This window comes from Gilvimarinus sp. DA14 (assembly GCF_024204685.1).
Taxonomy (GTDB): Bacteria; Pseudomonadota; Gammaproteobacteria; order Pseudomonadales; family Cellvibrionaceae; genus Gilvimarinus.
The window spans coordinates 2,594,683-2,612,403 of the sequence record NZ_CP100350.1 but is presented as its reverse complement, the minus strand read 5'-3'; the positions used below and the strand labels follow the sequence as shown (position 1 = coordinate 2,612,403).

General features: G+C 48.2%; 11 protein-coding genes. 5 read left to right on the top strand and 6 right to left on the bottom strand.

The window, feature by feature from the left end; all coding sequences use genetic code 11:
* Positions 1 to 12 precede the first annotated feature (12 nt).
* From NHM04_RS11395 to leuA, 3 genes are all read right to left on the bottom strand, one after another.
* Positions 13 to 1,323: a diguanylate cyclase gene (locus NHM04_RS11395; RefSeq protein WP_254263913.1), complete on the bottom strand. Its 1,311-nt coding sequence runs from the start codon at positions 1,321 to 1,323 to the stop codon at positions 13 to 15.
* Between the two features lie 74 nt (positions 1,324 to 1,397).
* Complete coding sequence (locus NHM04_RS11390) at positions 1,398 to 2,639, bottom strand: diguanylate cyclase (protein WP_254263912.1); 1,242 nt, start codon at positions 2,637 to 2,639, stop codon at positions 1,398 to 1,400.
* A 156-nt stretch (positions 2,640 to 2,795) separates the two neighbouring features.
* Positions 2,796 to 4,484 carry a 2-isopropylmalate synthase gene (gene leuA / locus NHM04_RS11385; RefSeq protein WP_254263911.1) on the bottom strand — a complete coding sequence of 563 codons (1,689 nt, stop codon included), beginning with the start codon at positions 4,482 to 4,484 and terminating at the stop codon, positions 2,796 to 2,798.
* Between the two features lie 263 nt (positions 4,485 to 4,747).
* Here leuA and NHM04_RS11380 point away from each other — a divergent pair, with 263 nt between their 5' ends.
* The 5 genes from NHM04_RS11380 (at position 4,748) to NHM04_RS11360 (ending at position 11,850) form a co-directional block, all read left to right on the top strand.
* Positions 4,748 to 5,227 carry an Lrp/AsnC family transcriptional regulator gene (locus NHM04_RS11380; protein ID WP_256526432.1) on the top strand — a complete coding sequence of 160 codons (480 nt, stop codon included), beginning with the start codon at positions 4,748 to 4,750 and terminating at the stop codon, positions 5,225 to 5,227.
* Between the two features lie 92 nt (positions 5,228 to 5,319).
* Positions 5,320 to 6,165, top strand: coding sequence for a prolyl oligopeptidase family serine peptidase (locus tag NHM04_RS11375; protein WP_254263910.1), 846 nt, complete (start codon positions 5,320 to 5,322; stop codon positions 6,163 to 6,165).
* A 223-nt stretch (positions 6,166 to 6,388) separates the two neighbouring features.
* On the top strand, positions 6,389 to 8,983 hold the full coding sequence (locus tag NHM04_RS11370; RefSeq protein WP_254266630.1) for an EAL domain-containing protein: 2,595 nt from the start codon (positions 6,389 to 6,391) through the stop codon (positions 8,981 to 8,983).
* Positions 8,984 to 9,133: 150 nt separating this feature from the next.
* Complete coding sequence (locus NHM04_RS11365) at positions 9,134 to 10,516, top strand: cytochrome c family protein (protein ID WP_254263909.1); 1,383 nt, start codon at positions 9,134 to 9,136, stop codon at positions 10,514 to 10,516.
* A gap of 206 nt (positions 10,517 to 10,722) precedes the next feature.
* A complete protein-coding gene (locus tag NHM04_RS11360) occupies positions 10,723 to 11,850 on the top strand; it encodes a helix-turn-helix domain-containing protein (RefSeq protein WP_254263908.1) in 1,128 nt (375 codons plus the stop codon).
* Positions 11,851 to 11,876: 26 nt separating this feature from the next.
* Here the strand turns inward: NHM04_RS11360 and NHM04_RS11355 are convergent, their stop codons facing one another.
* The 3 genes from NHM04_RS11355 to NHM04_RS11345 all read right to left on the bottom strand — a co-directional run bounded on the left by NHM04_RS11355 (position 11,877) and on the right by NHM04_RS11345 (position 17,711).
* Complete coding sequence (locus NHM04_RS11355; RefSeq protein ID WP_254263907.1) at positions 11,877 to 13,460, bottom strand: tetratricopeptide repeat-containing sulfotransferase family protein; 1,584 nt, start codon at positions 13,458 to 13,460, stop codon at positions 11,877 to 11,879.
* Positions 13,461 to 13,492: 32 nt separating this feature from the next.
* A complete protein-coding gene (locus tag NHM04_RS11350; protein ID WP_254263906.1) occupies positions 13,493 to 16,027 on the bottom strand; it encodes a family 20 glycosylhydrolase in 2,535 nt (844 codons plus the stop codon).
* A gap of 67 nt (positions 16,028 to 16,094) precedes the next feature.
* Complete coding sequence (locus NHM04_RS11345) at positions 16,095 to 17,711, bottom strand: discoidin domain-containing protein (protein ID WP_254263905.1); 1,617 nt, start codon at positions 17,709 to 17,711, stop codon at positions 16,095 to 16,097.
* Positions 17,712 to 17,721 lie beyond the last annotated feature (10 nt).

The following is a 17,721-nucleotide window of genomic DNA, read 5'->3' as shown; positions in this document are numbered from 1 at the left end:
TGGGGCGCTCGCCTATAGCTCCCGCTCGGTGACGGTGCGGTTACGACCTAAATTTTTGGCTCGGTAAAGACAGGTGTCAGCTCTGGCAAACACCTGGGGAAAGGTTTCATCACGCCGCATACTGACTACACCGACACTGACGGATATTTGCGTCTTGCTGTCTGCAAACCACAACCTGTTGTGCACCCGCATACGGATTTTTTCGCTGAGGCTGAAGGCTTGCTCTAAATTAGCGTGCGGACAAATAAGTAAAAACTCCTCACCCCCCCAACGAGCGAGTACGTCGGTGGCGCGCACACTGTCTTGCAACAACTGGCTTACTTCGAAAATAACTCTGTCGCCTTCGACGTGACCATAGTGGTCGTTAATTGTCTTAAAATAATCTATATCAAGGAGTAAAAGCGCAATCTGATTATCGGGTGTTTTATCCATCCTTTCGAACGCCAATTCCAGTCCCATTCGATTCAGTAACCCTGTCAAACTATCCCGCTCTGACAGCTGTTTGAGTTCGCGCGCGTGCTCGCGCAACTCTCTGTGTTTATTGGCCAGGACATTAAACTGCACTTGCTTGCCATGGGCTTGATGCTTCCAGTGAAAAGAACGCGTTACGCCATAGGCGGTGAGACCCAACATCCACAGTAAAAGAATACCCAGGTACCAGCGCTCGGCACTCACCCATTCACCCAACGCGACTATCTCGTTAACCACCACCTCGTGACTACCCGGCCCCAGGTTATTGCGCAGATCCACCCCTAACAGAATAATATTGTCAAAGCTCGGAAGAGTTAACGGTCTCGGCATATCCCGGTTAACCAGCCACCACTCGGAAACCGCAAATTCAGAAAAGTTGACTTGTATCGGCCGCTGCAAGTCACCGCGGCGTAGAGTCACAACTATATGCTGGGCCGAATTTATATCACCGGGTTTGGCGTATCTTGGATCGAAGTTGCGCAGGATAATCGACAGCCGTGGCTGTGTGCTTTTAACATCTATATCGAGATACAAACTATCGTAGGCCGCCAGATTTAATCCGTGGGCAGGATCATCGGCTTGCGGCAAAAGCTCCAGGCTCATACCACAATAGGTGGAAGGCTTTGCCGGATCATAACGGCTACAGCGAAACGCCAGACCGGAATCATTAAGCCAGGCGCCCTGGGTGCCGCCGCCCTCTACCTGGTCGTAGTATAGATAAGTGGTGCGCTCGGGCGATGCTAACAGGTCCAATTGTCTCGCCGGTAAATAGGGGTGCGCCGCGATGGCAATAGCGGTAAGCAGAAGCGCCAGTAATAGCCCGGTATATCCACCTTTTAGCCGTATCGCCACGCACGCCCCTCACTGAATAGCTGCAACTGACAGTCTAGCAGCAAACGTGGCGCAAAATACAACATTTTGACTAATTAGTCGCTCGGCTCTTCCAGTGTTTGTGCAAGCACAGTGCAGTTTCGGCCCAGCTCTTTGGCTTTGTAAAGCGCACGATCGGCGCGCGCTAAAGCCGCTGAAAATTCAGCTCCGGGCGCTAGCTCATCCACGCCGATGCTGACACTCACAGCTAGTTTTTTTTCGGCAAATACCGGACTATCAAACACCTGGTTACGGATTCTCTCCGCCAAGGCTAAAGCCTCCTGTGCGGGGGTTGCCGGCAGCACCAGAACAAACTCCTCACCACCCCAACGGGCGACAATATCACTGGCACGTCCCTGGGACTTGAGGATCTCGGCGACCTGCACAATTACCTGATCGCCCTCCAGGTGGCCTCGGCGATCATTAATGCGTTTAAAATGGTCAATATCTACCAGCAGTAATGCACAAGGCCGATTAGCTGTCAGCGGCCCCTCCAACGCCTTGGTCAATCCATACCGATTTAATAATCCGGACAGGCCGTCACGCTGACTCAGGTCGCTCAGCACTCGAGCCTCATCGTGTAACTGTCGATGACGTTGATGTAAATCGGAATACTGACTGCGAACCTGCAGAGTTTGTTGGCGCTGGTAAAGCATTTTTAAGGACAGAACACCAATCGCGCCCCCCAGCCAAATAATCAGCAAACCCAGGTACCATGCTTCGGCATCAATCCACGGACCCAAGAGTACGATTCGATTAAGAGTTACCTCGTGATCCCCGGGCTCTAGGTCACCTCCTAGGTTCATTCCCACTATTGTGATATTGGTAAACTCTGGACTGCGGTATTCGCGCGCTAGATTTCGCCCCGATAACCACCACTCGGCTAAGCGAAACTCATTAAAGTTGACCACCACACGAGGTGCAAGATCGTTAGGTTGAAGAATAAAGTGAATGTACTGGGCGCTGTTGCCGTCTTCAACGGTTGAATAAGCCGGATTAAAGTTGCGCAGAAAAACAGTTATTTCAGGTGAGGTGCTTTGTAAATCCAATTCAAAAGCGAGACTGGTGTAGCCGGAAAAATCCTCTCCCGAGGTAAAGTCATCGTCACTTAGTGACAAATTAAAGCCGCAATAGATTGAGGGAAGTGACTCGTCTCGGCTACAGCGCCAGTGATTTTTCTCAAAGTTTACCCACTGTACGCGGTTACCGCCGCCAGCATCCTGATCGTCATAAATAAACCGAGTGGCATTATCATTCGGTAATAATACTTTTTCTCGCGGGGGCAACAATTCAGGCAAGACAACTAATACCACTGTGATAAGCAGCAAAACAAGTAAAGTTACTCGACCGAATTTTAGTTGTTTTGGGGCGGCTGTATTCAATATGAACTACCTGGCAGGCATCTTCCGTCTTATGTAAAGGAAGGTTAGCACAGGAACGCCGGCATGCCTTTATTAGGAGGCTTTTGTTAACTTCCCGACATCAAGTTGTAGCCCGCAACGATTAATACCATTGATTAAGGCTTTCAGCGCTGCAGCAACAATACTGCTATCTCGCCCTACTCCGAATACTGGGTCGGAATCATTTACCCGCAGCTCAATGTACCCCACAGCTTCGCCCGCAGCGCCACCACCTTTAACAGCGTGCTCGTGATAATCGACCACACTTACCTCTCCTACCAGAGGTTGCAAGGCGTTCACTGCAGCGGCAACCGGGCCAGCACCATTGCCGGTTAAGCGACACTCCTTACCGTGAATGCTGACATCAACGGACAGCGTCACCTCCTGATCGCGGCTGTGTTGCTCATTGTGCCGGTATGCCAGGTCACCGGCATCGTCCAGGTACTCGCGCTCAAAAAGTTCGAAAATTGTTGCGCTATCTGCCTCTTTGCCACTGGCGTCGGTGTGTTGCTGTACCAAGCGGCTAAACTCAATTTGCAACCGCCGAGGGATATCCAGGCCGTATTCCTGTGCCAACAAAAAGGCGATACCGCCCTTACCTGACTGGCTGTTGACCCGCACTACCGATTCATAACTGCGACCCAAATCCGCCGGATCAATCGGCAAATAAGGCACCCGCCAGGGTTCGTCTGCCTGCTGTACAGCAAAGCCTTTTTTGATCGCATCCTGGTGGGAACCGGAAAAGGCGGTAAACACCAGCTCGCCAGCGTAGGGGTGGCGCGGATGCACCGGCAACTTATTGCATTGCTCAACCAGCTGGCGCACCTGATCAATCTGACTGAAATCCACACCCGGATGAATACCCTGGGTATAAAGGTTGAGTGCCAGAGTCACCAAATCCACATTACCAGTGCGCTCGCCATTGCCAAATAAACAGCCTTCAACCCGATCTGCACCAGCCATTACCGCAAGCTCTGCGGCCGCTACGGCCGTGCCCCGATCATTGTGCGGATGCACACTCAAGACAATGGCCTCGCGTCGCTCCAGGTTGCGATGCATCCACTCTATCTGGTCAGCGTAGGTATTGGGGGTCGACATCTCGACCGTTGCCGGCAAATTTACAATCATCTTGCGCTCTGCCGAGGGCTGCCAAACGGCACTGACGGCATCGACCACTTCTTTGGCAAAGGCAAGCTCGGTACCAGAGAACACCTCAGGCGAATACTGATACACCCATTCGGTATCTGGGTATCTGGCAACGGCCTCCTTCACCCACTGTGTACCCTGCTCGGCCATAGCTTTCACTCCGGCCTTGTCAGTGCGATACACAATTTCACGAAAATCCGGTGCGGTGGGGTTGTACATATGTACGATAGCGCGATGCACACCCTGCAAAGACTCTACAGTGCGATCGATTAGCTCTTTGCGAGCCTGAGTCAACACCTCAATGGTGACGTCCTTGGGTATGTGGTTCTCTTCGATTAACAGACGGACAAAATCAAAGTCCGTTTGCGATGCCGAGGGAAACCCCACCTCGATTTCTTTAAATCCCATTTGCACCAACGCCAGAAAGAACTTCAACTTAGTTGCCACGGACATAGGATCAATCAGCGCCTGGTTACCATCGCGCAGGTCGGTACTCATCCAGATAGGCGCGCATTCAATGGTGTTACCAGGCCACTGGCGATCGGGAAGATCGATCGGTGCAAACCGGCGATATTTGCTCTGTGGTTGATCTAACATCTGATTCTCCTGGCCCTCATGGGCTTTTGCTTAAGATAGCGGAGCGGTGCGAATTTATGACCCTGAGGATCACCCAAAGTATTCACCACCGAGCTTTTGGCTCTGCCGGATTGGGCTGGGGTATACCTGCACCGGCCTCCTGATGTGATCAGTATAGAAAAGACCCCTTGGCAGTCGATTGCGAAAACCCGGTTTTATTTACATTAATTAGCATAATGTTGCGCTACCATGCTCATGTGTAGAATTTTGAGAAGGATGGAAGTGTGGCAACGCAACTTGACCGCTACGACGGCATGATTCTGGAACGCCTGCAACGCGATGGGCGTATCTCTAACCAGGAGCTGGCCGATGCCATTAGCCTGTCTCCGTCTCCGTGCCTGCGACGTGTGCGCCAGCTGGAAGAAGAGGGTTTGATCGATGGTTATGTCGCGCTATTGAACGCACGCAAACTAGGGCTAAATTTAACCGCGTTTATCCATATCAGTATGGATAAACACACCCCAGAGCGATTTGAAAACTTTGAGCGCACCATCGCCGGTTACCCCGAGGTGTTGGAGTGCCACCTGATTACCGGACAAACTGCCGATTACTTGTTAAAAGTAATTGTCGAAGACATGGATGCCTTCCAACAGTTTCTGCTCGGCAAACTGACTCGCACCGAAGGAGTGACCGGTGTACAGTCCTCGTTCGTACTCAAGTCTCCCATACGCACCACAGCTTTACCGATACAACATAAAGCATAACAATCACTTTAAATGACACTATGAAATCAGTTAATGCTCTGCTACCTCTGATCCTCGCTTTGCTAACGGGAATCAGCCTCCAGGCGACGGCTATGGAACCGAAACTCGAGCGCATCAGCTATACCAGCAGCGTCGACCAAAAAGAGAGAGACTTTTTTCTCTATCTGCCCAGCGGCTATGACGATAAAGCGGATAAGAAATGGCCCGTTATTCTGTTTTTACACGGCAACGGTGAACGGGGCAATGGCAAAGACGAACTAGACTATGTGCTGCTACACGGGCCGCTTTACGAAGCCTGGATACAAAAGAAAGACCTGCCGTTTATCATTATTTCGCCGCAGCTACACATGTTCGATATGGACAAACGCGGCATCAGCTATATCGATAATCGCTCAGCTTCACAGATTCCCGAACGACAAACCGAAGGCGTGCCACCGCGCGACCCGCACTTCGCTACCCCACGACCTATGTCCGGCGTCGCCACCCATGATGATATGAGCGAAATACCTGCGCTATTACCAGAGGGATGGGACAAGGTAGAAAAAGACTTGTTACACATCGTAAGCCATGTGCAAAAGAACTTTAACACTGATAAAAACCGCCTGTACTTAACCGGCTTGAGCTACGGCGGCTTTGGTACTTGGTGGCTGGCAAGCCAGCATCCGGAGATGTTTGCCGCAATCGCTCCGGTGGTAGGGTGGGGTCATCCCTCATACATCGCCCCGATAGCCAAGCACCAAATTCCCGTCTGGCAATTCGCCGGAGGCCGGGATCACACTGTACCCATCCAATATTTCTACCCTGGGTTAAACCGTCTTGAGCAACTGGGCCACCCAAGGGTGAGGTTCACCACACACGAGGATATGGGACACGATGCCTGGCGACGCGTGTACCGCAGCGATGATTTCTATCAGTGGCTATTAAACCAAAGTCGCTAAGCCAACGCGTTCTATAAGCGCCCGTACCACGGGCGTATTTTCACCATAACTCCCCTCACCAGCGACTACCAGTCACCCCATCTCTACCCGCCCCAATTATGGAAAGCGGCTCTTTAGTAAACTCCTATCCCTTGCTAGTGGTTAAATAATGTCGCTTTACGCGCTATATTGTGCAAGACGCTTATATTTACCCCCGCCCAAGTCCATTGACGAGGCCAGCTTGATGCCACTGGCGAAAATGACGCAAAACCTAAGCATAGAGCTCAACCTGCTACGCCGGCGGGCGGCCTATATTTGCGTTCTGGTTATAATATTGGTGTTTACGGCAGAACTGATTCTGGAAAAGTACTTCAAAGAAGCCGACTATCAAAATAAACAACTACAGGTTACCCAGCAATTAACGGGCTTAACATCAAAACTAAGTGGCTTAATCAACAGTAACCTATTTCTACTCAGTGGCTTGTCAGCCCACATTGGCATGAAGCCCGACATAACCCAAGCCGAGTTTGAAGCCTACGCCAGCAGCATTTTTCGCCAGGAACCCCTGTTGGTAAACATGGCCGCCGCAAGGGATCTGGTTATTACTCATATTTATCCCCTCAAGCAAAACCTTGCCGCTTTGGGTCTAAATTATCGACTTACAGAAAAACAGTGGAATGCCGTTAAAATTCTTGATACGCGTGGAGAAATGGTGGTGGCGGGCCCACTGGACATGGTACAGGGCGGCGAGGCCATTATCGGTCGGGTAACAGTATTTACCGCAGACGATAAGTTTTGGGGCATAACGTCAGCCCCTATTTTAACTCGAAAGCTATACCAGGCAGCAGGACTGCTACAGGACAATCTCACCATTGAGGTTGCCATTCGCGGCAAAGATGGTCGCGGCATCAACGGCGAAGTCTTTTACGGTAACGCCACACTGTTTACCGACCAGCGCAGCATCACGACCACCCTGGACGTGGGAACAACAGGTAGCTGGCAACTGGCCGCCCAACCGCGCGATGGATGGCAAGATGCATCGGGTACTATTTGGTTATTGCGTATTTCATTTATTATTCTCGCCTTACTGCTTACCATTATTGTTAGTTATCGCTACCGACAATTCTATAACGAGAAAAATTTTCGCCAGACCCTGCAAAAAAACCAAGCCCTGCTTGAGGAAGTGAGTAAAATAGCACTAGTTGGTGGCTGGCAGATAACCCCGGAAAAACGCACTTTTCGCTTTACTCTGTGGAACGAACAAACCGCTAAAATATTCGGTCTACAAACGGATAGCCAACACCCACTGACAGAGGAAGTACTTTGCCAGTTTGATAAACCGCAAGCCAATCACTTACGCTCCTGTATTACTAATGCCACTCTAGGTCATACGTTCGACACTGAACTGCAAGTATCCGCAAAAAGTGACCGCTGGATTCGCATTATCGGAAAGCCGATAGCAAACACCGAACCACCGTTTTCAGTGCTTGGATCCGTGCAAGACATAACCGAGCGAAAACGGTTTACTGATAAAATTCAGCATCAAGCCATTTACGATCAATTAACCGGTTTACCCAACCGTTTGCTGTTTAACAATCGCCTTAAAAAGTCCATTGTCAAATGTCGGCGTGAGAATAAAAAACTAGCTGTACTTTTTATCGATCTCGATCACTTTAAACCGGTCAATGATAACCTGGGACACAGCGCCGGAGACTTTCTGTTAAAAGAGGTGGGAAATAGGATCCGAAACTGTATTCGAGAATCTGACACAGTAGCCAGATACAGTGGTGATGAATTTATCGTAATACTCAACGATATCAAGGAAACTAAAATACCCGTTAGCATTTCACAAAACATAATCGACTCGATTAGCAAAACCTTCACTATTAATAAAAATAAAGTTTACTGTGGAGCCAGCATCGGTATTTCGGTCTTCCCCGACGATGGAGACAGCGTTGAAGAGCTAGTCTCTAATGCAGACCAAGCCATGTACGAGGTAAAAAGAAGCGGCCGAAATGGCTGGCAGTTTTTCACCAAGGCAATGCAGGTCGTCTCCGAAAAACGACACTTGCTCAGAAACAAATTAGTAACAGCCGTTCACAACAATGAGTTCAGCGTGGTTTATCAGCCAATAGTTGACTTAACCGACAATAAAATAAAAAAATGCGAAGCACTGGTCAGATGGCAGCACAATGGACAGTTTATTCCCACGGACGAGTTCATTAGTCTTGCGGAAGAAACCGGCCGCATAAACGAAATTGATCGATTCGTTCTGAAAACAGCCAGTGAGCATATATCCTCCTTATCAAAAACCTATTCTTATCCGATTGAGCTATCTATTAATGTCTCTCCGCGGGTGTTTTCCAGTAAAGATAACGCGCTAGATCAGTGGCTGACGATATTAAGTCGAGCATCAGAGCATATGGCTATTACGGTGGAAATCACTGAACGCCTTCTGATCGAAGAGTCAGACAGAATCATGTGGGTTCTTACCAAACTGAAGGCCTTAGGAATTGCGATAGCCATTGACGATTTTGGAACTGGTTATTCTTCGCTGAGCTATCTGACAAAATTTCCTATTGATATTATTAAAATTGATCAATCATTTGTCAGAAAACTGGGAGAGGAACCCGTCCCTGAAGCACTCATTGAAACTATGATCACATTATCACACAAACTGGATTTAGAGATCGTTGCAGAAGGCATAGAAACACTGGAACAATTGACTATGCTAAAAAAATGGAACTGCGATTATGGTCAAGGCTATTATTTTGACAAACCCCTATCAGCGGTTGATTTTGAGCAAAGAATCCACAGAACCTTGGTTGATGATCAGTAATCTAACGTGATCTTCTGCACAACAAACACCACTGAAATTATTTTCTGTTGATTTCCTACCGCTATAACTTATTATCAGCCTCCAAAATAATAATCAAATAAGCCTGATAGATGGTCTCCATTAACACCCGCAGGGTTTAAGGATAAGACCATGCAATTTTTTAAATTAACAATAATCATTAGCTGTATTTTCTGCTCTGTATCGGGGTTTGCAAAAACACCAATTGAACAAAAAATCATACAAGAGGTTCTTACACCTCAGTTTAATCTTCACCGTGCCAGTACGTCATCCGGTGAGTTGATTCCTGCACATCAGTTCGATGATGCGCAGGTTTGTGGTGCCTGCCATACTGAAATTTTTCGAGAATGGCGCTCTTCAATGATGTCCCATGCCTGGGACGATCCCATTTATCGGGCGTTGCTCGCTCGCGCAAGCAAAGCTACAAACGGAAAGCTAGATAATTTTTGTACGGGTTGCCATACGCCGACGGGATTGGTATCGGGATCAGTTTCTACATTAGACAATCAAACACCACCAGATATTAAAAACCCTGAAACTGATATGCCTGGTGTCGACTGTGAGTCCTGCCATAATATTAGTGCCCTAAGCGGCTTGGATAATGGCGCTTACATAATGAATAGTAGCGCAGGAGCTAAGATTAAATTCGGCCCCAGGCGCGACGCCGAGTCCCCCTATCATCAGACAGCCTACTCCTCTGTACATACCGACTCTGCCATGTGTGCAAGCTGTCATAATGTAACTCACCCTGGAAACGGCGTACCCGTCGAGAGAACTTACGACGAGTGGTATGAAAGCCCATACCGTGAAGCGGGTATTGGCTGTCAGGATTGCCATATGCCCCCCGTAAAAGGAAAAAGCGCCATCATGGGGCCAGAGAGAAGTGATCGCGCAACCCACTACTTCGCCGGTGGCAACACAACAATTCTAGAGCACTTTGGTCGCACTAAAAATGCAGATAATGTCAGAAAGTTACTGCGCAGTAGTGGCCAGATTGAATTGCTTGAACAAACAAACCTCGAACCCGGAAAACTTGCCGCGATCAGTCTCAAGGTTTCTAACACAGGCGCCGGACATAAACTCCCAACCGGTTTTCCCGAAGGTCGAGAAGTTTGGATAGATCTTGCGGTGACAGATGCCAATAATCGCGAAATTTACCGTCTTGGAAAGGTAGAACAGGGAAAAACCGAACCGGGAACAAAAAACTTTATGGTCAAACTGGGAGATAAGGAAGGGAAAAAAGTTGAAGTAGAAGTCTGGCGCATAACCCACGTGATTTCAGATAACCGCATCCTGCCCAAAGGGCATGAAGTTGTAGACTACCGCTTCTCTGTACCTGAGGATGCAATACCGCCCTTTCGGATAACCGCTAAGCTCCATTACTGGCCATTTTCACAAGCATTTGCCGATGAGCTGTTAGGCCCTGGTAAAATACAGGTCATTGTTGAAACCATCGATGAGTTGCACATAGAAATTGAAAAAGAAAGAGCGGTGGATATATCTGCCCGACTATAGTCGCCTAACCTAGAATGTAACTGGGCACTGTTCTATATAACTTCTGGTCTGTAGTAATATTTACCGTATTGCTTGCGTCTAGCCCGATTGTCCAGATAGACAACCTAGCAAGGCAATAGCGCATTAAAAAAATTTACGATCAAAGCGGTCATCTTGACTTATATATTGACTAACAATAGAAATCTGTTAAACCGAAATTGCGCATAATGACCACACTCTATTTTAATTTAAACGATGTCATCCTAATTCTTTCTATCGGCCTGAGTGTGGTTTTAGCCCTATCACAACCGCTGTTAACGACCAAGCTGACAATATCCAAGTATTTGCTGTCAGCATTTTTTATTTCAATCGCAATTTCCGATATTGGAATTATGCTCATTTGGAATGATCACCTTCCAAAATCTGAGCTACTAAACCTGGCCACTCCCTACCTTTATGCACCAGCTATCTTACTAAAAGGCCCTATTTTGGTGCTTTATGTCGCCAGCATTACCCACGATGACTTCCGTATCAGGATAAAAGATTGGTTCCACCTTCTGCCATCCATACTAATAATTATTGTTATTGCAGTTTTTGGAATAGACAATAAATTATTGCGGCTCGACACCTTTGGCATAGATAGCGCTGTCTATCGCGCAGTAGACTTTATTTGGTGGTTCGTAAAGATTACTCCTCTATGCTATTTTTTGTATGCACTGTACACGGTGTGGAAATATCATCGAACTGTTTTTTCACACAATTCAGAAGTAAACGAAGAGGCTATTGTCTGGCTTTACCTGTTAACGATTGCCTATATCTGTTCGGCGGCCTGGTCAATTCTACTTAGCATACTTGCCGTTATCTACCGATTGCCGCTGGGCGTTACCGACAACTATATTAATTTTATTCTATTGATCGCTCTATTTTTCTACAGTGTTTCTCATGCACAGAAATTAACTACCACCAAGGCTACAAAGAGCCCAGAGAGCCGATATAACGATAATATAGACAACTTGATCGGCAAGATAATGCTCGGAATCAATGAGCAAAAACTGTATTTGAAGCCGAATATCAACGTCGAACAATTTTCCGAAATGGTTGGTTTGCCGTACCGAGATGTATCCTTCGCGATCAACCGAGCCTTTGATCGAAACTTTTTTGAGTTTATCAACACCTACCGCGTCGAGGAAGCCAAGCGATACCTAGGCGATAAGAACTGCTTGCATATGTCGGTTATGGAGATTCTTCTGGAGTCAGGGTTTAACAGCAAATCTTCTTTTCAACGCTTTTTCAAGCGGCTGACTGGAGAGTCTCCCACAGAGTATCGAAACCGGGTGATCAGCCAAGCTAAATAAGAAGCGTTTTTAGCAGCCTGTAGAAATCACTCGTAACTCACTCCGCCTTCATCAAGAAGGCGTTTCACTTCGGTTAAAGAATCCTCATATCGGCGCCACTGGCCAAGAGCGCGAGTATGAATTTTTTCGCGCACCTGTAATGCGCTGGCCGTCGCCACCGGTGACCGGTTTTTTTCAATCGATACATACTCCGACTTCCATGGAAGCTGGCAGAAATCAAACAACTTTTCAGCTTCCCGCTCAGGGTTCTGAACCAAGGCTTCATAGCTCACCCGGTAAAACCTGTCCGGGTAGTCTCTGGCTAATCGCTGTGTAAGCGCGCGAAAGCAGAGGTAGAATCTTGCCGTATCTTCCAGGGATAACGAATAGCTGTATAAGCCATCGGCAAAGCTAAATAGCTGGCGATAGTTGCCCACTATCGTATCCAGTGGGTGACGCTCCAGGCACACAACCACACTATTTTCCAGACAGTGAAGAATTTGATCGGTCAAGAGTATGTTTAAGGGCAGCTTGTCCAGAAGAATTGTGCAATCGCCTTTTAAGTAACGGGTATTATGTCGGTATAAACGGCCGACCTCTTCGCTCGATTTTTTATCCAGCGTCCGCCCACAGGCCTCGGTAATAAAAGCTGTGCTCATCTCCCCTAACACCTTGCGTAAACTTGTGCGAAAGCATGGAAGCTCTCCGGCAGAGGCCAGATCGGGAGCACTGCATAGCAAGCGCTCTACCATGGTTGTGCCTGTTCTCGGCATACCGGTCACGAAGATGTTTTCAACGGTTCGGGCTTTTGCTAGCGGGTAAGAACCTCTGGCGGCCAGATTGCTTAGAAGTGCTCGATCGCGCTCAAACTCGTAACCTATAGCCCGGCGTTGAACATCTTTGTGGCGCTTTAATATAGAAAAGGCCCTGGAGTAATCACCGACCATCTCCAGCTCTTTCGCCATGGCGTGGGCAAGGTGCAACCTGGCCTCAGGATGATGGCTGGCTTTTTGGATATTACTGAGTGTTGCAACCCGTTCGGCGACCTGGTTTTCTGTGCTGCTCTTTCGAGTGTTTAATAACGACAAGGCCGCCTGAGCTTTCTCATAGTGTGGCTTAAGCTCAATCGCTTTTTCCAGCGCTTGTTCGGTCTTATCAAATTCACCCAGATACTTGTAACAGGTGGATAGGTTGAACCAGATAAGAGCCCTACTATCGTCAATTTTTACTAAACGTTGATAGCAACGACACGCCTGGGTGTAAAGGTTTAAACGGTTATAAGTCGTGGCAACCACGTCTATCACTTCGGGGTTGTCCGATTCTTCCAAGTCGATAGTTTTCAGCTGCTGATAAGATGACAACATCTGTCCACATAACGCCAGGGCACGAGCCAGATAAGCTTTGAAAAGCACAGTATCCGGCTCACTTTTGACGGCATTTTGCAACAGCTCGACTTCCTTTTCGTAGTTGCCATATTTGTGCGCGATATAGCTCAGTAGGTAGTTAGCCTGAGCGTGACCCGGCTGTCGCTGCAAAAGCTCTCCTAAGAGCTTAAAGGCGGCTTCATCACGCCCATCCCCGAGCGCTTGCCTTGCCATATTTTCCAGTGACTTAGAAGAAGTTGATAACACGAGTTTCTCCTGTGCGCGGGTCAAGGGTCCAGTTATTGGCTCAGTGTGACAGCCCGGCTGACCTGCCCGCCGATTCGCGACCGATAGAGCGCATCCGGTTTCAGTGCTGTACGGTTCTCAGAGACAGGCTTCCAAGTGTTACCGCTGTTTACGCTAAAATCATAGTTTACATTGGGTAAAGCGCTGTTCAACTGCACTGATTCGCCTTTTACTTTCAAACCCGGGGGTGGAACATAAAACTGAACGCCGCTTTGATCCAATTTAGGCAATTCGTAGTTCACCAATATGGAGAGAAAGCGGGTCCAATCCTCTTGGTAGGCTTCACCTTCGGCGGCGCTTTTTTCCCACTCGGCTTTACGCCAAGCTCGCTCGGCGAGTGCAATAAGTCGCGGAAAAATCATGGTCTCCACGCTGTTTGGCGTGCGCAGCGTCTCAGTCCACAACTGCCCTTGAATTCCAAGAATGTTCTCTGGCCGCTCCAAACCAACATGCAGCTTGTTGGTCAGCTTTTCCAGGTTATCGATTTTTGCTCCACTGAACGTTCTGCTGGCATTGGCGTAGAGATCATCCGGGCGGAACGAAAATACTTTTTCTACATCGGTGTAACGAGTCGCCCAGTTATAGCCAAGCTCATCCGGACTGCTTTCATAGGGGTGATCGAAGTACAGATGAGTTGCCGATGACAAGACCACCTCGTACCCGGCATTGGCTAACAGATAAGCTCGATCAGAAACGCCCAACTCCCAGATATTGTCCCACGCGTTGGCAATCACACTGTGATTTTCCAGGTTCTTGCGCAAAAATGGTGTGTTCTTGTCGTACATTAAACCATCTTCCCAACCCGCGATGGCCATTCCACGATCACTGGCGAGCTTGGCAACCCGCTTAACGAAATAAGGCTTAAGGTCATCAGCGCCCAGAATACCTGAGTCGGAATCCGTAAAAAGCGCCTGACAAATTGGAGATCCTTCCCAAGACCCACGTCCGACTTCATCCCCTCCCATATGAAAGGTGCGCAGAGGCTCGCCGGCGTCACGATGCATACGCTGGATTTCATACATCACTTTTTCTACAAAGTGATAAGTCGACTCCATACAGACATTAATCGAATTGTCAGTGTAGCTTTGAACCGTCAAGTATTGCGACTTGTCCTGGGGGTCAGAGAGAAGATAACGCTTGGCCTCTTCTTCACTCGAAGTTTCGAGTAGTTTGCGATAGCGCGCTTTCATGGACACGATCGCCGCTCGCGCATGCCCGGGCATGTCAATCTCTGGGATGACTTCGATATTCCGGTCACTAGCGTAGCGGACAATATCGATATAATCCTGACGCGATAGATACTGCTTCTGCTGTGCCGGTTTAGGGCCACTGCCCAACTGCGTCAGCAAGCAATTGGTTTCCGATAGATCAAAACAACGGTTTGCACCGACATCGGTAAGCTCTGGAAGATCAGGAATTTCTAATCGCCAGCCCTCGTCATCGGTCAGATGCAAATGCAGCTTGTTGAGTTTATAACGACCCATCTGCTCCACGAGCGATAGAATTGTCTGTTTGCCGTGGAAATTCCGGGCAACATCATAATGCATACCCCGCCACGGGTAGCGAGGTTCATCAAAAATTCTGACCGCAGGAACTGATACAAGATTACCCTCTGCCGACAGAGGTAGAAGCTTTATAAAACTCTGAACCCCATAATATATTCCGGCTTTATCACCCGCCCTAATGATGACCTGATTACTCTTTATATTAAGCTCGTAGTGCTCGGGCTGAGTGAAGCTTTTATCTATTAATAACGCTATAGAATGTTCCGGTTTAGATTTTTTCGTATCGGCAAGAGTCACCCCTAAATTAGAAAGCTCCCGCTTTAAATAACTGGCGGAAAAATTCAAGCCACCGCTCTGGTAAAGAGACCAATCGCTGGTGATTTTTGCACGCCCCTTACTCAGGTGTATTTCCTTTGGAGATGGAATAATACCTACCGTTTTTTCCGGAATAGATACATCCAGATTTTCCTCAAATCGGCTTTGGGGAGTTGCCACTGGATAGAGATCGGGATTGGGTTGGTCGAATCGCAGGTATTGCTCGGGCCGGCTTAATGCAGCGGAGAACTCTTTAGGATCTTCTTTCGCCGTGCTGGCAAAGATATAACTTTTACCTTCGCCATCGACGATAAATGCATTAGGCATAAAGTAGCTATAGCTGGAAATATAACCCAAAGCTTCAAACGTTATGCGCTTACTTTCGCCGCTGAAAATACCCTCAAAATCTTCGGTGGGCGTTAACCGGTAAAGGTCTCCCTGAACTCTCTCGAGTGTGAACTCGTTGGAATCAATAGCCGTTACACGGCGAACAAAGTGAAGGTAAATACGCCACTGAGTATCGCCTGGTGGCAGGCTCTCGCTCGAGGTGTTATTAATGTCCAGGTAAGCTTTAAACTTTCCCTCGGGCAGAAAGTTACTGGATACGCCAAAGGTAACCTGCGCTTTTTCGGCAAAAGCTTGATGGTCAAAAGCATAGGCGCTGTGGAGAATACACCATCCAAGCACCATCATTAGTATTTTCTTCATAAAGTCCTGCTGTTACATCAGTGATATCGCGCTGAAGCTCTACCCATAAGATAGAGCTCGAGCATTATCAGTTTAAAGAGCAAGCGCCAGAGGCTTTAGATCCAAACACTTCCAGCTCGTAAAGAGAGAACCCCCATTGCGGCAGCGCCTTTTTCGTTCCCAGAATTCGCACAAAGCGAGCATTCTGGCTAAACCCAGTGTGGCTGTTGATAAGTTGTTGGTTATTGGTAATATCCTGTAACAGTTGCCAGTTGCTGCCATCGCTGGAGTACAAAATTTGATAATCGATGGCATAGGCGGCTTCCCAGGTCAGGGTTAAACCGCTAATAACCACTTCTTCACCAAGATCCACCTGGACCCACTGATCACCACTGTAAGCACTCGCCCAACGACTGTTTGTGGTATCACCATCGGTAATTCGATTCGGCTCATAGCCCGCTGCTATATAAGAAGACGCCGAGGCCACTTTGCCGATTGCAAGGTTTTGCACGGCTGAGCAACTTTGGTCTTGGCTAATATTGGCGCTTAGCGTCAGGTGACTTGAGGGGTTGGCGCTATCGTAACTGGCAATACGCGCGTGGTACTGACCGAGATGATCAGCACTCAGGTTCGCAATTTGTAGGGTATCGGTGCTACTGCCCTGCACATTTGCCGAGTCGTTCAGGCACTGGCCGTTGTGAAACCAGGCAATATCACGCTCCACCGCGCTGGTATCTAGTTCCAGCGTAGCGCTGTCTCCCAGACACATCTGCTGCGATTGCGGTTGCAGGGTAATGTGATTGGTATTGACGTAAGGTATATCTGCAAAGTAGTTATACAGGAACCATGTGCTGCCCATTACATCGAGCTTTTGCTTCCAGCTATCGGTTAACTGCTGATACTCGGTTATCCAGGTTTTAAAGGGTTGATCAATCGAATGAGTCTCGAGCCAGGGACCCATAAAGTAACCCGTGGGGTCTCCGGTATTTAACGGACCTTCATTCGAGAAAATAGGGGCTATTTTTACCGAGGTATTCCCCGATGCCAGATACTCTAACCGGTCAAGACCATACTGCAGAATATTGATATCGTTCTGCCTGTAGTAGTGAACCAGTACGCGATCAACGGCATCCGCCAGTGCAGCACCTTCGCTGGCGGTAATCCAACCGATATAGATTTCGGTTTGTAAATTATGACTGCTGGCAATAGTTTCAAAGTGCGCCAGTATACTTAGGGTGTCACTGAATGCTTGGATGCGGTCGGATTGATGCCAGAATTCATACTCCAGGTTCAGGACGTCAATGCGCTCATTGTAAGCATGTGAATCATTGTACGCCGCTACTTCATCGGCCGAGGAGGCTGCTCCTAAGGCGGCAGCAATTTCCTGTATACCATAGTTGTTTTTTGCTCTGGAAATAAAGTTCGCGAGCTGCGTCTGACGCTGAGGCTCGTCGCCCATGCCCTCCAGATCATACAAGATTAGATAGTTAATGCCATTGGCTTGGCTGAACTCCAACAGCTCAGTTTCCTGATTGAAATCCCCTAAAAGAGAATCCTGACCTCGCTTGAGCGAGACATACATACCATTAATGGCTACACATTCTCCGCCTACGAAAGCAGACGTCTGTGCGTTAACCGAGTGACTCAATGAAATTAGAATAACGAACTTTAGAAGAACAAGCGTTTTTTTTATACACGAATTCATTGTCTTTTCC